The sequence below is a fragment of the Haloferax sp. Atlit-10N genome (genome assembly GCF_003586325.1).
Taxonomy (GTDB): Archaea; Halobacteriota; Halobacteria; order Halobacteriales; family Haloferacaceae; genus Haloferax; species Haloferax prahovense.
In genome coordinates this window covers 950,386-969,205 of sequence record NZ_PSYX01000001.1, presented here as the reverse complement: position 1 = coordinate 969,205, position 18,820 = coordinate 950,386, and the positions used below count along the sequence as shown (strand labels likewise).

Here is an 18,820-nt window from a genome sequence, read left to right as displayed (position 1 = left end):
CGCCGCCGCCCGCGCGGCGGGAATCGGGCCCGCGGCGGGGCGTCGGCGTCGGTGTCTCCCTTCACTCGTCACTCGATAGGGTCGTGCTTGTCGGTCTGGTCGCGGGTGCGGTCGTCGGCGACGCGGTCGGCTCCCGCGCCGACTCCGGTGTCGCCGCGGGAGACGCGCCGGTAGAGGTCGGCGAACGCCTCGTCGTCGGCCGCGGCGAGCGCGCGGGCCGCGTCGGCGACGCGGTCGGCCCCGCCGCCGAACGAAGATTGGATGTCCGCGTACACGCGCGGGGTGCCGCCGGACACCGAGGCGACGAGTTCGTCGAGCGCGGCGGAAATCGGCGTGGCGAACTCCTCGCGCACGTCGTCGGCGGCGAGCCCGAACGCGAGGACGGCGGCGTGGGCGGCCGCCTGCACCGTCTCCATCGCCGCGTCGTGTTCCTCGGGCGTCGTCTCGAAGACGCGGTTGCCGGCCGCGTCGAGGTCGGCGAGCAGGGCGTCCGTCTTCGGCCCCGATTCGTCGGCGACGGCGGCGACGTTGCCGGGGGCGTTGTGCGGGGCGAAAAGCGGGTGGAGGCTGAGTCGCTCGCGGTCGGGGAGGTGGTCGCGCATCGCCGCCACCGGCGGTTTCATCGCGCCGGTCACGTCGCACATCGCGGCGTCCGCGCGGTGGGCGTTGTCGGCGACGGCGTCGGCCGCGAGTCGCATCGGAACTGCGAGACAGACCACGTCGAACCGCTCGTCGCCGTCCAGCGGGACCGCCCGGCCACCCAGCGCGTCCGCTGCGGCGACCGCGCTCTCGGGGTCCGCGTCGGCGAACGCGAGGTCGGCGTCGACGGTGCGGCCGAACCAGCGTCCCATTGCGCCCGCGCCGACGATGAGCACGTCCATCGGTACGGGTGTGGAGGTGCAGCGGCCAAAAGGGAATCGGTGGCGGCGGGTGTGGCGAGACGCCCACCTGCACCCGACCCGCAAACCACGTTCAACCGACGCCCGGTGTACGAACCATCAAGTGGTCGATGACCGATAAGAAACTATGGCATTCGATGATGTGGATTTCGAGGGTCGGACGGCCTTCATCACGGGAACCAGTCGCGGCATCGGGAAGGCCATCGCGCTCGACTTGGCCGACCGGGGCGCAAACGTCGTCTCCACGGGCAAGACCGTCGACGGGCGCGAGGACCTCCCCGGGACCATCGTCGAGACGACGGAGGAGATACGCGAGCGCGGCGGCGACTCCATCTGGTGTCAACTCGACGTGCGTGACGACGCCTCCGTGCAGACCGCAATCGACGAGACGGTCGACGCCTTCGGCGGCATCGACTTCGTCGTCAACAACGCGGGCGCGATTCACATCGCGGGCTTCGAGGACACGCCGCCGAAGCGGTTCGACCTCCTCATGGACGTGAACGCCCGCGGGGCGTACGCGACGACGCACGCCGCGCTCCCGCACCTCCGCGAGAGCGACCACGCCCACGTGGTCACCTTCTCGCCGCCGATGCCCGCTCGCCCCGCCCCGGGCAAGGTCGCCTACGCGCTCTCGAAGTACGGCATGACGTTCATCGCGCAGTCGCTCGCGGGCGAACTCGACGCCGACGACATCGGCGTGAACGCGCTGTGGCCGGTCTCCGCCATCGAGTCCGAGGCGACGCGACACTTCGGGATGGGCACGCCCGAGGACTGGCGCACCCCGCAGATACTGTGCGACGCCGTCGCCGAGTTGTTCTCGCGCGACCCGACTGACTGCACCGGTAACGCGTTCTACGACGAGGAACTGCTGTCCGAGGCGGGCGTCGACGACCTCTCTTCGTACGCCGTCGTCGAGGGAAGCGAACCGGGACCGATGTCGGCCCAACTGTTCGACCCCGAATACGAACGCTGACCCCGATTATCGGCGCTGAGTCTCGGGAGCGGACGTTTATAACGAATGAACTCGAAACCACTCGCGATGAGTTCATACGTCGTCGCAGCTAGAGAGACAGTCCTCTCGACGCGACGGTTTGTCGAATCGGCAATTAGACTTATCTACTGGTGGAGAATCGCCTAGCCCATGGAGTTCCCTCGCCTCCCGACACGAGATACGAGCGGCCAGAAAGTCGTCCTGCCGGACGACTTAGAGGGTGAACAGACGCTCGTGCTCATCAGTTTCGACCGCCGCCAGCAGTCGCTGGTCGGGTCGTGGCGCGGGTTCGCAAAGGAGTTGTGCGAGACGTACGGACACTTCGAGTACTACGAACTGCTCGTCCTCGGCGGACGGAGCGGGATGATGCCACCGATGTCCGGCGGCGGAATGTCGCCGGGTGCCGCTCGGAGCCGCACCCACGACAACGCGCTCATCGCGCGGGTGGACAAGACCGCGCTCCAGCGCCGTCTCGGACTGCTCGGCGAGGGCAACATCTACGCGCTCTTCATCGAGGACGGGACGGTCGTCCGGCAGGCAGCGGGCGTACTCACGCCCGAGACGGGCGATGCGCTGGAAGACCTGCTAAAACAGTGGCGCGAGGCCAACTCCGGCTGGACCGACGCGCCCGCCGCTTGCGGCTCGACCGGCGACAACGCCCTCGATAGCTGATTTTCTCCGCCGACGCCGATTCGGATTCGGATTCGGCGCTCGTTCCGATTCCGCGTTCTCGCGCCGGCTACTCGACGACGAGTTCGACCGGGTACTCAGTCAGGTTCTCGTAGCCGTCTTCGGTGACGACGACGAGGTCTTCGATTCTGACGCCGCCGATTTCGGGGTCGTACAGCCCCGGCTCGATGGTGATGACGTGACCGGGGCGAAGCTCCTCGCCGCTCGGGCTCAGCGACGGGAGTTCGTGCACGTCGAGGCCGACGCCGTGACCCGTGCTGTGGATGAATCCGGTCTCGGCCGAGGGGTCGGCGCGGAGCGTGCTCTCGCCGGCCGCCTCGTACACGTCGCAGACGGCATCGTGTACGTCCTTACCGGTCGCGCCCGGCTCGACGGCGTCGAGAGCGGCCTCGAACGCCTCCTCGGTGAGGTCGAACCACTCGCGTATCTCGGGCGACGGCTCGCCTTTCACGAACGTCCGGGTCATGTCGCCGTTGTACTTCGTCTCCTTGTCGCGCGGGAAGATGTCGATGATGACGGCCTCGTCGGCGTGCAGCGGGCCGCTCCCGCGGTCGTGCGGGTCGGCGGCGTCGGCCCCGCAGGCGACGATGGTCTCGTCGAGGGCGCAGCCGTGTCGCAGGAGCGTCACCTCGATTTCCTCCCTGACGCGCTCGCTCGTCAACGGGTCGCTCTCGTAGGTGAGCGTGCCGTCCTCGGCCACGTCGGCGGCGCGGATGAGGCCCTCGGCGGCCCGCATCGCGGCCTCGTTGGCGTCCTGTGCGGCGTGGATGTGCTCGACTTCCTCGTCGGACTTCACCGCGCGGATGTTCGTGAGCACGTCGTCGGCCTCGGCCTCGACTGTGACGCCCTCCTCGCGCAGGGCGTCGGCGGTGCCGAGCGGGAAGTCCGCGGGGACCGCGAGCGACCCGACCCCGTAGTCGGCGAGGAACGCCGCGACCGTCTTCGCCTTCCCGACGACTGCCCCGTGTTCGGCGTGCTTGTCGCGGTAGTCGTAGTCGGAGAGCCGCGAGACGGTGTCGGCGCGGCTCTCTTTCTTCGCGCGGCCGAACTCCAGCGTCGAGACGAGGAGGTGGATTCCCTCCGGCGTGTAGAGCGTCACGTACGGGTCCGGCGCGTCGAACCCAGAGAGGTACAGCTGGTTGGAGTCGCTCCCGTCGGCCGAGATGAGATAGCCGTCGAACTCGTCGCCGAGGAACTCGGCCAGCGGTGAGAAATCGGGTTCCATACTCCGGGGTTCGCCCGGCCGGTAGTAAAGCTCTCGCGTCGCGGTCGGCGGGTTCCGGTATCGACTCCGCGACACGCCTCTTCGGGCGGGAGACGCGCCGCGAATCGGCCGCCGGAACTCGTCGCGCGCGGGGTGCGGCGGAACGCCGCGGCCCGCGGCGCTCATCCCGAACACAGTACGCTCGCCCGCGATATATGTTTGTTGGCAAACAAGAAACCGAGTGACCGCGCCTCCGTCGCCGTCCGGGAGAACGTCGCCGCGTCCGGTACCCTGATACCGGACCCTGCCGACCCCTCGCGTATGGACGCGCACGTCTCCCCGTCTCGGGTCGCCGGACGCACCCGAGCGCCGCCGTCGAAGAGTTACACCCACAGAGCCGTCCTCGCCGCGGGCTACAGCGACGAGGCGGTCGTCCGCGACGCGCTCGTCAGCGCCGACACCAAGGCGACCATGCGCGCGGTCGAGGCCTTCGGTGGGTCGGTCGACCGCGACGGCCAGACGGTCGAGGTCGCCGGCTTCGGCGGTCGCCCGGGCACGCCCGGCGACGTAGTCAACTGCGAGAACTCGGGGACGACGATGCGCCTCGTCACCGGCTGTGCGGCCCTCGGCGACGGTCTGACGGTCCTCACGGGCGACGCCTCGCTCCGGTCGCGCCCCCACGGCCCGCTTCTCGACGCCGTCTTCGACCTCGACGGCCGCGCCGAGAGCACGCGCCGAAACGGGCAGGCCCCGCTCGTCGTCGGCGACGGCATGACCGGCGGCACCGTCGAGATTCCCGGCGACGTGTCCTCGCAGTTCATCACCGCGCTCCTCATGGCCGGCGCGGTCACAGAGGAGGGCATCGACGTCGAACTCACGACCGAACTCAAGTCCTCGCCGTACGTCGATATCACGCTCGAACTCCTCACCGACTTCGGCGTGGAAGCGACCCGGACCGACGACGGCTTTTCCGTTCCCGGCGGCCAGTCGTACGCCCCCGAGGGCGGCGCGTACAGCGTCCCCGGCGACTTCTCGTCTATCTCCTACCTGCTCGCGGCCGGCGCGGTCGCGGGCGCTGAGGGCGAAGACGTTGTCATCGAGGGCGCGCGCCCGTCCGCACAGGGCGACAGCGCCATCGTCGACATCGTCCGCGACATGGGCGCGACGGTGGACTGGGACGAGGACGCGGGCGAACTGACCGTCTCCGCGGCCGACCTGACCGGCACGACCGTGGACGTGGGCGACACGCCCGACCTGCTCCCGACCATCGCGGTCCTCGGGGCTATCGCCGACGGCGACACGGTCATCGAGAACTGCGAGCACGTCCGGTACAAGGAGACCGACCGCGTGAGCGCGATGGCTGAGGAACTCGCGAAGATGGGCGCGAACGTCACCGAACAACAAGATAGGCTCACGGTTCACGGCGGCGAGACCGACCTCGTCGGCGCGGCGGTCGACGGCCGCGGCGACCACCGCATCGTCATGTCGCTCGCGGTCGCCGGCCTCGTCGCGGACGGCGAGACGACGATTGCGGGCAGCGAGCACGTCGACGTGTCGTTCCCGAACTTCTTCGAGGCGATGTCCGACCTCGGCGCCGAGATGACCGAGAACTGACCGGGGCGCACCGCCCACCTCGGCTGGCCAGAGCGGCACCGAGCCCCCGGCCGACGAAATCTTTTTCGCCCGCCCGGACGCCGACCGTGGTATGTTCGACGCCGACGCGCAGGCGCTCCGCGAGCGACAGTCGGACGGCGACTATCTCCTGCCGGCCTACGACGACTGGTGTTTCTCGCGGATTCCGGGGACCGTCGCCGACCTGCTCGGCGCGGACGTCGGACCGCGGCTCCCCGCCGAAGCCACCGCGGGTTACGACGACGTGTCACGGGTGATCGTCTTCCTCGTCGACGGCTTCGGCCTCGCCCAGTGGGACGGCGAGCGCGATCGGATTCCCTTCCTCCGGGAGTTCGAGCGCGCGGGCCGCGTCACCCCGCTCACCACCGTCTTCCCGTCGGAGACGGCCGCCGCGATGAACACGTTCCACTCGGGAGCGTTGCCGTCGGAGCACGGCGTCGTCGGCTGGAACGTCTACGACCCCGACGCCGACGAGATGTTCGAGGCGCTGCCCTTCCTCCGGAAGGACGGCACCCAGCCGGAGCGAATCGACCGCGCCGACGTGGCCGACTGCGAGAGCGTCTATCCCGACCTCGCCGCCGCGGGCGTCGAGACGCACCACGTGACGCCGTTCCCGTCCGAGGAGACGGTCCCGCACACCTACGACCCGGAGGACCTCTCGACGTTCTCGGACGCCTTCGAGGAGGCGGTCGAGTCGGCCGTGGACCCGTCCTACGTCTTCGCGTACCTCCCGCAGACCGACGCCGTGGCGCACACTGAGGGCGTCGACTCCGAGGCGTACCACGAGACGGTCGACGAGACCTTCGACCGCGTGGAGAACGCGATAGCGACGCTCGCGGAAGCGACCGACGAAGACGACGCGGGCGAGACGCTCGTCTGTCTCACCGCCGACCACGGCCTCGTCGACACCGACCCCGAGCGCAACCCCGACCTCTCGGAGCCGCCGTTCGACCTCGTCTCCGACCTGCGGACGCTCACGGACGGGACGCCGATTCGGTTCTCGGGGAGCCCGCGGAACGTCCACCTCCATCTGAGAGACGACCGAATCGAACCGGTCTACGACCTGCTCACGACCGAGTTGGACGCGCGGGTGTTCCGGAAGCGCGAGGTGCTGGAGCGGGAACTGTTCGGCCCCGCCCCCTCGCCGACGTTCGAGCGACGACTCGGCGACCTCGTGGTCGTCCACCGGAACCTCGGCGTCTGGTACGGCGACGAGGAGCCGGGGAACCTCGGCTTCGTCGGCATGCACGGCGGACTCCACCCCGACGAGATGCTGATTCCGTTTGCCACGGCGACACTGGACTCACTCCGGTGACTTCGATTCCTCGGGGCCGTGGCCCGTCACGCCCGTCTCTCGCACGACGGCGTCGACCCACCAGAGCTTGAGGACCATCACGCCGAGCGTACCGAGGAGCGTGCCGACCGGGTTGCGCTGAATCGCCGAGACGAAGGCGTAGAGCGTGACCGGGACGTTGAGGACGTTGAGCACGTTCGGGTAGTCGAGGCCCATCGTCCCGCGCTCGGCGTCGAGCCACTCGCGCTCGGCGAGGACGATTCGGCTGAGGTAGTTGTCCGTGCGCGCGGGCCGCGGGAACAACACCGGGTTGACCGCGGTGAACGCGACGGCGGCGAGAAAGAGCCGGCGGTCCCGTCGGTAGACCGCGTACATCAACACGGGATAGACGAGGATTCGCGTGCCGGCGCTCCACGGGTTGGCGTGGCGCTCCCAGAACGCCGCTTCGAAGCGGCCGCGGAGTCCGGACGCGGCGTCGGAGTCGGAGTCGAGGTCGGAGGCGGCGGGGCCGGTGGGGGGCGTCGGTTCCATACGGCGGATTCGTCGTCGTCGACCATGAACGTGGGGTCGCCGAACCACCGCCCACGATTGCACCTTTCTACAAACACTAAATGGGCGGCCACCCGAGGGGCGGGTAATGAACGGCAACGAATTCGGTCGTCTCTTTCGGATGACCACCTACGGCGAGAGCCACGGCGACGCGATGGGCGTCACGGTGTCCGGCTGTCCCGCCGGCGTGGAGCTCTCGGTCGAAGACGTGCAGCACGAACTGGACCGACGGAAGCCGGGCCAGTCGATGATTACGACGAGCCGCGGCGAACCGGACGCCGTCGTCGTCAACTCCGGCGTGCAGGACGGCTACACGACGGGCACGCCTATCGGGATGGTCGTCCAGAACAAGGACGCCCGCTCGGGCAAGTACGAACCCTACGTGACCGCGCCGCGGCCCTCGCACGGCGACTTCACGTACTCGGCGAAGTTCGGCACGCGCAACTGGGGCGGCGGCGGGCGCTCGTCCGCGCGCGAGACGGTGAACTGGGTCGCCGCCGGCGCGGTGGCGAAGCAGGTCATCGAGCAGAGCGACTACGACATCGAGGTGAAGGCGCACGTGAACCAGATCGGCGACGTGGAAGCGCCGGAGGTCTCCTTCGACGACCTGCGCGAGCACACGGAGGAAAACGACGTGCGCTGTGCGCACCCCGAGACGGCGGCGGAGATGCAGGAACTCATCGAGGAGTACCAGAAGGAAGGCGACTCCATCGGCGGCTCGATTTACTTCGAGGCGCAGGGCGTCCCGCGCGGCCTCGGCGCGCCGCGGTTCGACTCTTTCTCGGCGCGGCTCGGACAGGCGCTCATGTCGGTGCCGGCGGCGACGGCGTTCGAGTTCGGCCTCGGCCGCGAGGCCCGCGAGTGGACCGGCCACGACCGCAACGAGAACTGGGAATTTAGTGAAGAGGGCGACCCCCGACCCGTCGGCAACAAACACGGCGGCATCCAGGGCGGCATCACGACCGGCGAACCGGTGTACGGCGAACTGACGCTCCACGCGCCCACGTCCATCCCGAAGAAACAGCGGACCGTGGACTGGGAGACCGGCGAGGAAAAGGAGATTCAGGTCGTCGGCCGGCACGACCCCGTCCTCCCGCCCCGCGGCGTCCCGGTCGTCGAGGCGATGCTCTACGTGACCATCCTCGACTTCATGCTCCTCGGCGGACGCATCAATCCCGACCGCCTCGACGGACAGGCCGGCGAGTACGACACCCCGTACCACCCGTCGAGTCCCGACAACGAGTAGCGACCACCGATTCCGAGTTATCGTTCACTCTATTCCGCGGGCGTGATAGCCCGTTCGTCCACTTTCGACGGTGGGAGGGTGAGTCAGTTTAACAATATTAAGTCCTTCATTATCTTTCCTTGTTAATCCATAGCAAAGTCTTTAATCGGACCCTCCCCAACTTTTCAGGTAGCGCCCCAGCGGGGCCGTGAGCTCAACATATGACTGACCACGAACTTATCTGGCGGATCGCAGGGGGTTCCGGTGACGGTATCGCCTCGACGAGCCAGAACTTCGCCAAAGCCCTGATGCGAGCGGGGCTACACGTTTTCACGCATCGCCACTATCCATCGCGCATCCGCGGTGGCCACACGTACACCGAAGTGCGCGTGAGCGCAGACCCCGTCAAGTCTCGCGGCGACGGGTACAACTTCCTCCTCGCGCTCGGTGACTCCTTCGCCCGCAACCCGAGCGAAGGTGCCTACTACGGCAACGAGGAGATCAAGCCGCTCTCGGAGAACCTCGACGAACTCAACGAAGGCGGCGTCATCGTCTACGACTCCGGTCTGCTCGACGCCTCCGAAATCGAGGACTTCGACGAGCGCGTCGAGGAGAACAACTGGCACGTCTACGACATCGACCTGCGCACCATCGCCCGCGAACACGGTCGCGAGGTCATGCGCAACACCGCCGGTGTCGCCGTCACGTGCGCCATCGCCGACATCGAACCCGACGTCATCAAGAGCCTGATGTCGGACGCGATGCCGGACAAGATTCTCGAACCGAACCTGACCGTCTTCGACGACGCCTACGAGATGGTCCAAGAGGAGTACGACGTCGAGGCTCCCGACGTGTCCGCGCCGACCGGCGAACACGACGAAGAGCAGGTGCTTCTCTCCGGCTCCGACGCCATCGCGTACGGTGCCATCGACGAAGGCTGCCGCTTCATCGCGGGCTACCCGATGACCCCGTGGACGGAAGTCTTCACCATCATGACCCAGAACCTCCCCGAACTCGGCGGCATCTCCGAGCAGGTGGAGGACGAAATCGCCGCGGCCGCGCTGGCAATCGGTGCCTCCCACGCGGGCGTCAAGGCGATGTCTGGCTCTTCCGGTGGCGGCTTCTCGCTCATGTCCGAGCCGCTCGGTCTCGCGGAGATTACCGAGACGCCGCTCGTCCTCGTCGAGGCCATGCGCGCCGGTCCCTCGACGGGCATGCCGACGAAGCCCGAGCAGTCCGACCTCGAACACGTCCTGTACACCTCGCAGGGTGACTCCCACCGCATCGTCTTCGCGCCCGGGACCGCCGCCGAGGCGTACTACCAGACGCGTAAGGCGTTCCAGATCGCCTACGAGTACCAGATTCCGTCCATCGTCCTCTACGACCAGAAGCTCGGGGGCGAACTCTCGAACGTCCCGGCTTCGGTCTTCGACGAGGAGCCCAACGCCGACCTCGGTTCGGTCCTGACGGAAGCGGAACTCGAAGACGCGCCGCACGACGACTCCGGCAAGTACCAGCGCTTCCAGCACGACACCGAAAACGGCGTCTCGCCGCGTTCGCTGCCGGGCCAGAAGGGCGGTCGCTACCTCGCCACGGGTAACGAGCACATGCCCGCGGGTCACATCTCGGAGTCCCCCGAGAACCGCGTCGCGCAGATGAACCGCCGCATGCAGAAGGTCGACAACATCCGCGCCGAACTCGACGCCGACGGCGAGTTCAACACGGTCCACGGCGACGAAGACGCCGACCTCGGCCTCATCACCTTCGGCAGCCAGCAGGGCACCGTCGAAGAGGCCGCCGACGTTCTCAACGAGAAGGGCCACTCGGTCAAGGTCCTCGGCGTCTCCGAGATGATGCCGTTCCCGAAACAGGAGGTCGCGGACTTCCTCGACAGCGTCGACGAGGCGCTCGTCGTCGAGATGACCGCCTCCGCCCAGTTCCGCGGACTCATCTCCAAGGAACTCGGCGGCTACGGCGACCAGATGTCGAGTCTCCTCAAGTACAACGGCAACCCGTTCGAGCCCGCCGACATCGTCGAGGGCTTCGAGACGGCGCTCCTCGAAGGTGAGGAGCTCCCAGACAACCGCACGAAGTTCGTCCCCAAGGTGGGTGAATAAATCATGAGTGCATTCAGCGCAATCGGTGAAGAAACGGAGCAGGACCAAAACGAGTTCACCCCCGGACTCGAACCCCAGCCGACGTGGTGTCCGGGCTGCGGTGACTTCGGTGTCCTCAAGGCGCTCAAGGGCGCGGCGGCCGAACTCGGCCTCTCGCCCGACGAGATGATGGTGACGACCGGTATCGGCTGTTCCGGCAAGCTCAACAGCTACTTCAACAGCTACGGGTTCCACACCATCCACGGCCGCTCGCTGCCCATCGCCCGCGCCGCGAAGCTGGCGAACCCCGGTCTGACCGTGGTCGCCGCCGGCGGCGACGGTGACGGCTACGGCATCGGTGGCAACCACTTCATGCACACCGCTCGTGAGAACCACGACATCACCTACATCGTGTTCAACAACGAGATCTTCGGCCTCACGAAGGGCCAGACCTCGCCCACCTCGCCGATGGGTCACAAGTCGAAGACCCAGCCCCACGGCTCGGCCAAGACGCCGCTCCGCCCGCTCTCGATGTCCCTGAACTCCGGGGCGTCGTACGTCGCGCGGACGGCCGCCGTCAACCCGAACCAGGCGAAGGACATCATCGTGGAAGCCATCCAGCACGACGGCTTCTCCCACGTCGACTTCCTCACGCAGTGTCCGACGTGGAACAAGGACGCCCGTCAGTACGTCCCGTACATCGACATCAACGACTCCGACGACTACGAGTTCGACAACACGAACCGCTCGGAGGCCTCGGAGATGATGTTCGAGACGGAGAACGCCCTCCACGAGGGCACCGTCCTCACCGGCCGGTACTACGTCGACGAAGACCGCCCGTCCTACCAGCAGGAGAAACAGCGCATCGGCGAGATGCCCGAAGAGCCGCTCGCGGAGCGCTACTTCGACGACTCCTACGAGTGGGAGCGGACGTTCGACAACTTCCTCGACAAGCACAAGTAACGCCGACGACGCGGTAGTCGGCGCTCGGTTCACGGCCGGCGGCCGCGCCGGTTCGATGTGACCGAGAACCCTTTTCGGATTCGCAAGATATTTTTCTCCCGTCGGAAAACCAACGGGCATGGAAACCACGTCCACGGAAGGACGCATCCTCGCGGTCTTGGAGGAAGACGCGAAGGCGTCGTATGCCCAGATCGCAGACAGGGCGGACGTGTCGAAGCCGACGGTTCGGAAGTACATCCGAAAGCTCGAAGACGACGGCGTCATCATCGGTTACTCGGCCGACATCGACCCGAAGAAACTCGCCGGGCAGTCTATCGCCATGGTCGGCATCGACGCGACGAGCGAGCGCTACGTCGAGGTCACGCGCATCCTCAAGGAACTCGACTCGGTGGAGGCGCTGTACACGTCCTCCGGCGACCACATGCTGATGGCCGAGGTCCGCGCCGTCGACGGCGACTCCCTCGGCGACGTCATCTCCGACGAGATTCTGTCTATCGACGGCGTCACGGCCGCACACCCCTCGTTCCTACAGGAGCGACTGAAGTAACGCGGCCGATCTCGCCCGCCGCGACCGACCCGCCGCGACCGACCCGCCGCGTCCTTCCCCTTCGCTTTACTTTCGCCGCGCTATCTGAAGCTTCAGGTGCGTCGCGCCCGTCACCTCGACCATGGCGGAGGAGACGCTGCCGGGCACGACCGCCGACGACGCCCCCGACAGCATCGTCCTTCACGTCGACATGGACTGTTTTTACGCCGCCTGCGAGCGCCTCCGCGAACCCGAACTCGAAGGTGAGCCGGTGGTCGTCGGCATGGGCTACGAACCCGGCGAGGGCCACGGCGCGGTCGCCACGGCGAGCTACGAGGCCCGCGAGTTCGGCGTCGAGAGCGCCCAGCCGATTTCGACCGCGCTCGAACGCCTCCCGCGAACCGAGGGCCTCGGCCCCGACGACGACCCCGCGGCGGCGGGCCACTACCGCACCGTCGACCTCGAGTTCTACAAGGAGGTCGCCGCCGACGTGAAGGCGATTCTCCACGACTGCGCCGACGTGGTCCGCGAGGTGAGCATCGACGAGGCCTACCTCGACGTGACCGACCGGACTGCGTGGGACCTCGCGGCCTCGGGCGACCGGACGCTGGCGGAGGGCTTCGCCCGCTACGTGAAACAGCGCATCGCCCGCGAGGTCGGCGTCGCGGCCTCCATCGGCGTCGCGCCGAACATGTCGACCGCGAAAATCGCCTCCGACTTCGACAAGCCCGACGGGCTGGTCGTCGTCCGTCCAGGCGAGGTTCGGTCCTTTCTCGCACCCATCCCGGTCGAGGAGGTCCACGGCGTCGGCCCCGTGACGGCCCGAAAGCTCGGCTCGCTCGGCGTCGAGACGGCGGGCGACCTCGCCGAGGCCGACGCCTCGGTCCTCGAAGCCGAGTTCGGCTCCCGCGGCCGCGAACTCCACGAGCGAGCCCGCGGCTACGACGACCGGACGGTCACGCCGACGGGCCGACCCAAGAGCCTCTCGCGGGAGTCTGCGTTCACCGAGCCGACCGACGACATCGAGGACAAGCGGGAGGTCGTTCGCGCCCTCGCGGCCGACGTGGCCGACCGCGCGAACTCCCGCGGGGCGATGTACCGGACCATCGGCATCAAGGTGGTCGTCCCGCCGTTCGACATCAACACGCGGGCGACGTCGCTTTCCGGGCCCGTGGACGACCCAGAACTCGTCGAATCGGTCGCGCTCGACTTACTCGACGCCGAGTTCGAAGAGACGACCGTCCGAAAGCTCGGCGTCCGCGTCTCGAAGCTCTCGTTCGCGGACGCCGACCAGTCGAGCCTCGACGGGTGGGAGTCGACCGGGTCCGGCGGCGACGACATTTCAGACGACCGCGTCGGCGACGACACCAGCGACGACGCCGGCGACGACGAGCCCCCGAACGCCGGCGGTGGAACCCGCTCGCACGAGGGCCAGTCGTCGCTCGTCGAGTTCGACTGACTCCGCGGGACCGACGGGGCGAGGGGGAGGAACTATGGCCTCCGAGGGAGTCGACCAAACCGGATGACGGATTCGGACACGGAAACCATCTCGGTCGCCGAGATCAGCGACGGTCCAGGGGGAGAGGGAGCCGAAGAGCCGGGGACGACGGTCGACCTGCCGGTGGTCGACATCCTCACCGGTCGGGGGTTCGTCACCGGCAAGTCCGGGTCGGGCAAGTCGAACACGGCGTCGGTCATCATCGAGAACCTGCTGTCGGCCAACTTCCCGGTGCTCATCGTCGACACGGACGGCGAGTACTACGGCCTCAAACAGGAGTTCGAACTGCTCCACGCCGGGGCCGACGAGGAGTGCGACATCCAGGTGAGCCCCGAGCACGCGGAGCGACTCGCCACGCTCGCGCTCGAACAGAACGTTCCTATCATCCTCGACGTGTCCGGCTACCTCGACGACGCGGCCTCCGACGAACTGGTGACGGAGGTCGCGAAACACCTCTTTGCGAAGGAGAAGAAGCTCAAGAAGCCGTTTTTGATGCTCATCGAGGAGTGCCACGAGTACATCCCCGAGAAGGGCGGGATGGACGAGGCGGGTAAGATGCTCATCAAAATCGGAAAGCGCGGCCGCAAACACGGCCTCGGGGTCGTCGGCATCTCCCAGCGCCCCGCCGACGTCAAAAAGGACTTCATCACCCAGTGCGACTGGCTCGTCTGGCACCGCCTCACGTGGCGCAACGACACCAAGGTCGTCGGGCGAATCCTCGGGTCGGAGTACGCCGACGCCATCGAGGACATGGGCAACGGCGAGGGATTCCTCGTCACCGACTGGTCCGAGTCGATTCGGCGCGTGCAGTTCCACAAGAAGCAGACGTTCGACGCGGGCGCGACGCCGGGCCTCGACGACTTCGAGCGCCCGGACCTGAAGTCCGTCGACGGCGACCTCGTCTCCGACCTCAAGGAGATTTCCGACGAGAAGGCAAGACAGGAGAGCCGCATCGCCGACCTCAGACAGGAGATAGACAAGAAGGACGCGAAGATTCGACAGCTCGAACGGGAGCTAGAGGAGGCGCGAGACCTCTCGCGGATGGCCGACCAGTTCGCGCAGGCGATGTTCCAGAAGGCGGAGTCGCCCTACCGCGGCGGCGACGGTCGCAACCTCAACCGCCCCACCGAAAAGCAGGCCGCGCTCGGCGAGTACAACGAGGCCACCGATGGTGACGTGGCGAACGCGGCAGCCGACGCCGCCGCTGAGGGCGGCGACGGGATCGAGAACACCGGCGACACACCGCCCCGACGACCGCTCGAAGCGCCGTCCGGGCCGCCGTGGCCGACGCACGGACTGCTCTCCGAGAGCGACGAGGCGGAGGCCGACGGCGCGGGCGACGCGGGCCCTGCGGCCGCGCCGGCCGACGACGAGTCGTGGATGGCGGCCGCCGAGATGGGCGACTTCGAGCCAGCGGAACTCCACCCCGCGCCGGGTGCCGAGAGCCGCCGCGACGTGGTCGACCGCATGACGGCCATCGTGAACGCGCTGGGCGACGTCCACCACGGAATGCTCGCGCACTACCGCGAGCGCGGCATCTCCGACCCGTTGGCGGCCCACGTCGCCGCGGGCGAGACCGGCGACCAGCACCTCGCCTACGGCCGGAACCGCTCGCTCCGTCGGGCGGGCTTCATCCGCCACGCCGGCCGCGGGAAGTACGAGTACGCGCTGCCGGACCTCGTGAGCGACGAGTACGCGGACCTCTTGGGCGACGACGAACTCCGGGAGACGGTCGCGGCTATCGAGGCGTCGTTCGTCGAAGAAGAAGGCGACGGCGAGTAGACGTCGAGACGCGGGCCGTCGGTCGGAAGGAGAATTTTGGCGCGCTTACAGGCCGGAGACGAGGTCTTCGAGCGCCGCGCGCGGGTCGTCGGCCTTGGCGACGCCGGAGGCGAGGAGGATGCCGGACGCGCCGAGTTCCTCAGCGGTCACCACGTCGTCGCCGGTCGAGATGCCCGCGCCGCAGTAGACAGCAACGTCGTCGTCCACGTTGGCCGCGGCGTCGACGGCGTCGGTGACGATGCCGGGGTCGGCGGTCGCGACGGAGACGTCGCCGCCGATGAGTTCCGGCGGCTCGACGGCGACCGAGTCGGGGCCCAGCGCGGCGACCGCGCCGATTTGGGCGGGGTTGTTGGCGCAGACGCAGGTTTCGAGGTCCGCTCGCTCGGCGGCCTGTACGGAGCCGTCGATGTCGGCGAGCTTCAGGCGCTTTTCGGAGTGGTTGATGAGCGTGCCGACCGCGCCGGCCTCGGCGACGGCCTCGGCGAGGGTGCTGCCGGTGTGGCTGCCGTGGCCGTTCGGGTCGACGTGCTGGGCCCACGTCTCGACGCCGGTGTCGGCGACGCGGGAGATGTCGGCCGCCTGTGGGGAGACGGCGATGCGGACGCCGGACTCCTCGGCCACGTCGCGCGCGGCGGTGGCGACTTCGATCGGGTCACACGGGTACGCTTTGAGGTTGACTAGGATGAACACAGTCGAAGTCGCGTCCGGCGAGACTAATAAATTGGTTTTCGGGGCCGCGATTGCCACGAGACGGCGTCTCGCGGGCGGAAAATCGTGATAAACGGTGCGGAGAAACCGACCGCGTCGTTTCCGCGATGGGTCGTCGGCGTCGGTCGCCGGCTCGCGTCAGTCTTTGCGCTTGACCACGTCGCCGAGGGTGGTCGTCGTGGAGCCGCCGCCGGACCACTCGGAGTCGTCGTCGCTCTCGCCTTCGACCAGCGAGATGTCGAGCTTGCGCTCGATTTTCTTCCGGACGGAGTCCGGCGGCATGATGTCGCCGCGTTCGAGCTTGCGGATGAGGCTCGCCTTCTCGTTGAGCGACTGGGCGAGTTCCTCTTGGCTCATTCCGCGGGACTCCCGCGCCTGCCGGATGCGGTCGTCGTAGTCGGTCGCGATTTCGTCCATGTCGTCGAACATGTCGCGGCGGCGGCGCTTCGACGACGAGGAGGAAGACGACCCCGAGGAGCGAGAGGAGTTCGAGCCCGACGAGGAGGACGTGGAGTACTTCGTGCTCGCGCTGGAAGTCGACTCGGTGCGGACCTCCGTGCCGAACTCGGCGCAGTCGTCACACAGCTGCAGTTCTGCGCCTTCGACCTTCACAGTCTTCAGAGAGGCTTGGTCGGAGCCGCACATCTCGCACTGAGGCATACACTCACGTACCCGCCCGCCGCGTATAAAAGGCACGCCACCGGCCACTAACCCGACGCGCCCGAGGCGCAACTGACGCGACCGAAACGCGACCGTCCGCGTCACTCGCGCCCGATGCGCGCTCGAATCTGGCGACGGACGGGTCGCGTGACGACGCGGTGGCCTCGCCGATAGACGACGACGTACGAGACCGGCAGGAGCGCGACGAACGCGACGATGAGCCAGCGACCCTGCGTGAACGGGTCGGGCGGGAGCGTGAACGCGCCGGCGACGTACGAGGCGACACCGGCGAGCATCACGGCGAGCGCGGCGCGTTCGGTCCTCGACGGCGGTCGCCGCCTCGACGACCCGCTGACGAAAAACAAAAGGTACGCGACCAGTCCGACCGGAACGAAGGCGACGAGCGCCCCGAGGAGGTTCGGGAACCCGTGGCCGCGGGCGGCGGCGTTCTGCGAGACCCAAAGCGACGTGGCGACGAGGACGACGACCGGGACGAAAAACAGCGTCGCCTCCGCGGGCGACGGAACGATGGAGGGCACGAATCGTCGTCGTTCGTGTCACCACATAGTAGTTTTGGCGAGGTTCTGGGACAGTCAGCACCGCGCCTCGTCCGCCAGCGGAAGCGCCAGTTGGACGGTGCTCCACCCGTCGCGTCGGTCGTAGTCGACTCGGCCGCCCGCGGACTCGACAACCCATTTGACGACCCACAGCCCCAGCCCCGAGCCGTGGCTGAGTTGCGTGATGTCCTCGTCGCCGAAGACGGCGGCCCACTCGATTTCGGGGATACCGTCGCCGTCGTCGCTGATGCGGAGGGTCGCGTCGTTCTCGCACGCCGCCGCCTCGATGCGGACCGTCACGTCCTCGGGGGTGTGTTCCAGCGCGTTCTCCACGACGTTGGCGAGCGCCTGCGCGAGTTTCGGCCCGACGGAGACCGGGAGCGACGGGGGAAGGTCGAGGTCGAACGTCGCCGCGGGGTATCGGGTTCGCCGCGACTCGACGACGGCGCGGACCGTCGCGGTCGCGTCGACCACCTCGTCGGGTCGTTGGTCGTCGAGGACGGCGGCGGCGGTTCGTGCCTTCTCGCTGACCCGCAGGAGCGTTTTGGTGTGCTCGGCGATTCGCGCGGCCGCGTGGTCGACGCGCGAGTCCGCCGTCGCCTCGCGTATCTCCTCGGCCATGCCGAGGACGACGTTCATCTCGTTTCGGAGGTTGTGCCGGAGGACGCGCTGGAGCACCTGTAAGTGCTCTCTGGCACGGCGCTGACCGGTGATGTCCGAATAGATGGAAAAGCCGTACCGCCTTCCGTCGCCGCGGCTGTAGGGGATGCCGCGATAGAGGAACTCCCGTCTCCCCCACGCGGTCTGGCGGGTGACGATGGCGTGGTTGGCCTTCCCGTCGGCGGTCCGTTGGTCGAAGTCGACCGCCTCGTCGTCGGCGTTCGGCGGGACGATGAAGTCGTTGAGCGACTCGCCGCGCACCTCGGCCGCGCCGTAGCCGAAGACGGCCTCGAACCCCGGATTGACCGTCCGGATAATCGGTTCGACGCCGACGATTTCGAACTCGATGACCGCGTCGTCGACGAGGTCGAACAGGTGGTCGAACCGGTCGCGCTCTGTGTGCAGTCGCGCGGCCGCCGGCTCCGGCAGTTCGCGACAGACCGCGCCGACGACCCGGCCCGCGCCGGTGGCGTCCGAGTCGCCGCCGCGGTCGGCGTCTCCGCTTCCGTCACCGGCTCCGCTTCCGTCACCGGCTCCGCCACTGCCGACTTCGACACCGGGGGACGGGGCGAACTCGATTTCGACCGCGACGGCTCCGGCTGCCCCGCCGCCGACTCCCGAGAGCCGACAGTGGCACCGACGGCTCTCCCACCTCCTCGCCGCTCGCACGGCGGCAGCGGCCTCGCGAACCTCCGGCCAGTCCCCGTCGGCGAGGAGGTCCGAAAACGGTCGCCCGCGGAGCGCCGCGGTGTCCGTCCCGAGGTGTGCCGCGAATTCCTCTCCCGCGTGGACGACGACGCCCGACGCGTCGAGGACGAACATCACTCGGCGAGGGCCGAGCACCGCGGGCGCTCACTCTCGGTGCGAGAAAACAGATATCGTGGGT

At 68.1% G+C, this 18,820-nt stretch carries 17 protein-coding genes; 10 read left to right on the top strand and 7 right to left on the bottom strand.

Annotation, left to right across the window (positions count from 1 at the left end; genetic code table 11):
- Nucleotides 1-68 precede the first annotated feature (68 nt).
- The gene (locus tag C5B91_RS05065; RefSeq protein WP_049968402.1) at nucleotides 69-881 is read right to left on the bottom strand and encodes a prephenate dehydrogenase/arogenate dehydrogenase family protein; all 813 of its coding nucleotides are present in this window, start codon (nucleotides 879-881) and stop codon (nucleotides 69-71) included.
- A 145-nt stretch (nucleotides 882-1,026) separates the two neighbouring features.
- Between C5B91_RS05065 and C5B91_RS05060 the strand changes: the two genes are divergently transcribed.
- Together C5B91_RS05060 and C5B91_RS05055 are read left to right on the top strand one after the other, a co-directional pair.
- Nucleotides 1,027-1,872, top strand: coding sequence for an NAD(P)-dependent oxidoreductase (locus C5B91_RS05060; RefSeq protein ID WP_049913418.1), 846 nt, complete (start codon nucleotides 1,027-1,029; stop codon nucleotides 1,870-1,872).
- Between the two features lie 168 nt (nucleotides 1,873-2,040).
- Nucleotides 2,041-2,562, top strand: coding sequence for a hypothetical protein (locus tag C5B91_RS05055; RefSeq protein ID WP_008093070.1), 522 nt, complete (start codon nucleotides 2,041-2,043; stop codon nucleotides 2,560-2,562).
- 67 nt (nucleotides 2,563-2,629) lie between these two features.
- On the opposite strand, the gene C5B91_RS05050 is transcribed toward C5B91_RS05055, so the two are convergent.
- Complete coding sequence (locus tag C5B91_RS05050) at nucleotides 2,630-3,805, bottom strand: Xaa-Pro peptidase family protein (RefSeq protein WP_115819311.1); 1,176 nt, start codon at nucleotides 3,803-3,805, stop codon at nucleotides 2,630-2,632.
- 300 nt (nucleotides 3,806-4,105) lie between these two features.
- Between C5B91_RS05050 and aroA the strand changes: the two genes are divergently transcribed.
- Together aroA and C5B91_RS05040 are read left to right on the top strand one after the other, a co-directional pair.
- Nucleotides 4,106-5,398, top strand: coding sequence for a 3-phosphoshikimate 1-carboxyvinyltransferase (gene aroA, locus C5B91_RS05045; protein WP_115819310.1), 1,293 nt, complete (start codon nucleotides 4,106-4,108; stop codon nucleotides 5,396-5,398).
- A 91-nt stretch (nucleotides 5,399-5,489) separates the two neighbouring features.
- Complete coding sequence (locus C5B91_RS05040) at nucleotides 5,490-6,731, top strand: alkaline phosphatase family protein (protein WP_115819176.1); 1,242 nt, start codon at nucleotides 5,490-5,492, stop codon at nucleotides 6,729-6,731.
- Here the strand turns inward: C5B91_RS05040 and C5B91_RS05035 are convergent.
- Complete coding sequence (locus C5B91_RS05035; RefSeq protein WP_115819175.1) at nucleotides 6,720-7,241, bottom strand: DUF6653 family protein; 522 nt, start codon at nucleotides 7,239-7,241, stop codon at nucleotides 6,720-6,722. The two genes, C5B91_RS05040 and C5B91_RS05035, sit on opposite strands and share 12 nt — an antisense overlap.
- A gap of 106 nt (nucleotides 7,242-7,347) precedes the next feature.
- On the opposite strand from C5B91_RS05035, the gene aroC reads away from it, so the two are divergent.
- The 6 genes from aroC (at nucleotide 7,348) to C5B91_RS05005 (ending at nucleotide 15,349) form a co-directional block, all read left to right on the top strand.
- A complete protein-coding gene (aroC, locus tag C5B91_RS05030; protein WP_008093059.1) occupies nucleotides 7,348-8,505 on the top strand; it encodes a chorismate synthase in 1,158 nt (385 codons plus the stop codon).
- A gap of 200 nt (nucleotides 8,506-8,705) precedes the next feature.
- Nucleotides 8,706-10,601, top strand: a complete 1,896-nt coding sequence (locus tag C5B91_RS05025) for a 2-oxoacid:acceptor oxidoreductase subunit alpha (RefSeq protein WP_115819174.1) — start codon at nucleotides 8,706-8,708, stop codon at nucleotides 10,599-10,601.
- A 3-nt stretch (nucleotides 10,602-10,604) separates the two neighbouring features.
- Entirely contained in the window at nucleotides 10,605-11,543 is a 939-nt protein-coding gene (locus tag C5B91_RS05020; protein ID WP_008093056.1) for a thiamine pyrophosphate-dependent enzyme, read from the top strand.
- 118 nt (nucleotides 11,544-11,661) lie between these two features.
- On the top strand, nucleotides 11,662-12,090 hold the full coding sequence (gene lrpA1, locus C5B91_RS05015) for an HTH-type transcriptional regulator LrpA1 (protein WP_004043634.1): 429 nt from the start codon (nucleotides 11,662-11,664) through the stop codon (nucleotides 12,088-12,090).
- A 121-nt stretch (nucleotides 12,091-12,211) separates the two neighbouring features.
- A complete protein-coding gene (gene dinB, locus C5B91_RS05010) occupies nucleotides 12,212-13,528 on the top strand; it encodes a DNA polymerase IV (protein ID WP_008093051.1) in 1,317 nt (438 codons plus the stop codon).
- A gap of 63 nt (nucleotides 13,529-13,591) precedes the next feature.
- Entirely contained in the window at nucleotides 13,592-15,349 is a 1,758-nt protein-coding gene (locus C5B91_RS05005) for a helicase HerA domain-containing protein (protein WP_115819173.1), read from the top strand.
- Nucleotides 15,350-15,394: 45 nt separating this feature from the next.
- Here the strand turns inward: C5B91_RS05005 and tpiA are convergent, their stop codons facing one another.
- The 4 genes from tpiA to C5B91_RS04985 all read right to left on the bottom strand — a co-directional run bounded on the left by tpiA (nucleotide 15,395) and on the right by C5B91_RS04985 (nucleotide 18,756).
- Entirely contained in the window at nucleotides 15,395-16,039 is a 645-nt protein-coding gene (tpiA, locus tag C5B91_RS05000; protein ID WP_008093049.1) for a triose-phosphate isomerase, read from the bottom strand.
- Between the two features lie 156 nt (nucleotides 16,040-16,195).
- Entirely contained in the window at nucleotides 16,196-16,717 is a 522-nt protein-coding gene (locus C5B91_RS04995; RefSeq protein ID WP_081909201.1) for a multiprotein bridging factor aMBF1, read from the bottom strand.
- Between the two features lie 101 nt (nucleotides 16,718-16,818).
- The gene (locus C5B91_RS04990; protein WP_008093047.1) at nucleotides 16,819-17,256 is read right to left on the bottom strand and encodes a hypothetical protein; all 438 of its coding nucleotides are present in this window, start codon (nucleotides 17,254-17,256) and stop codon (nucleotides 16,819-16,821) included.
- A gap of 54 nt (nucleotides 17,257-17,310) precedes the next feature.
- Entirely contained in the window at nucleotides 17,311-18,756 is a 1,446-nt protein-coding gene (locus C5B91_RS04985) for a PAS domain-containing sensor histidine kinase (protein ID WP_115819309.1), read from the bottom strand.
- Nucleotides 18,757-18,820 lie beyond the last annotated feature (64 nt).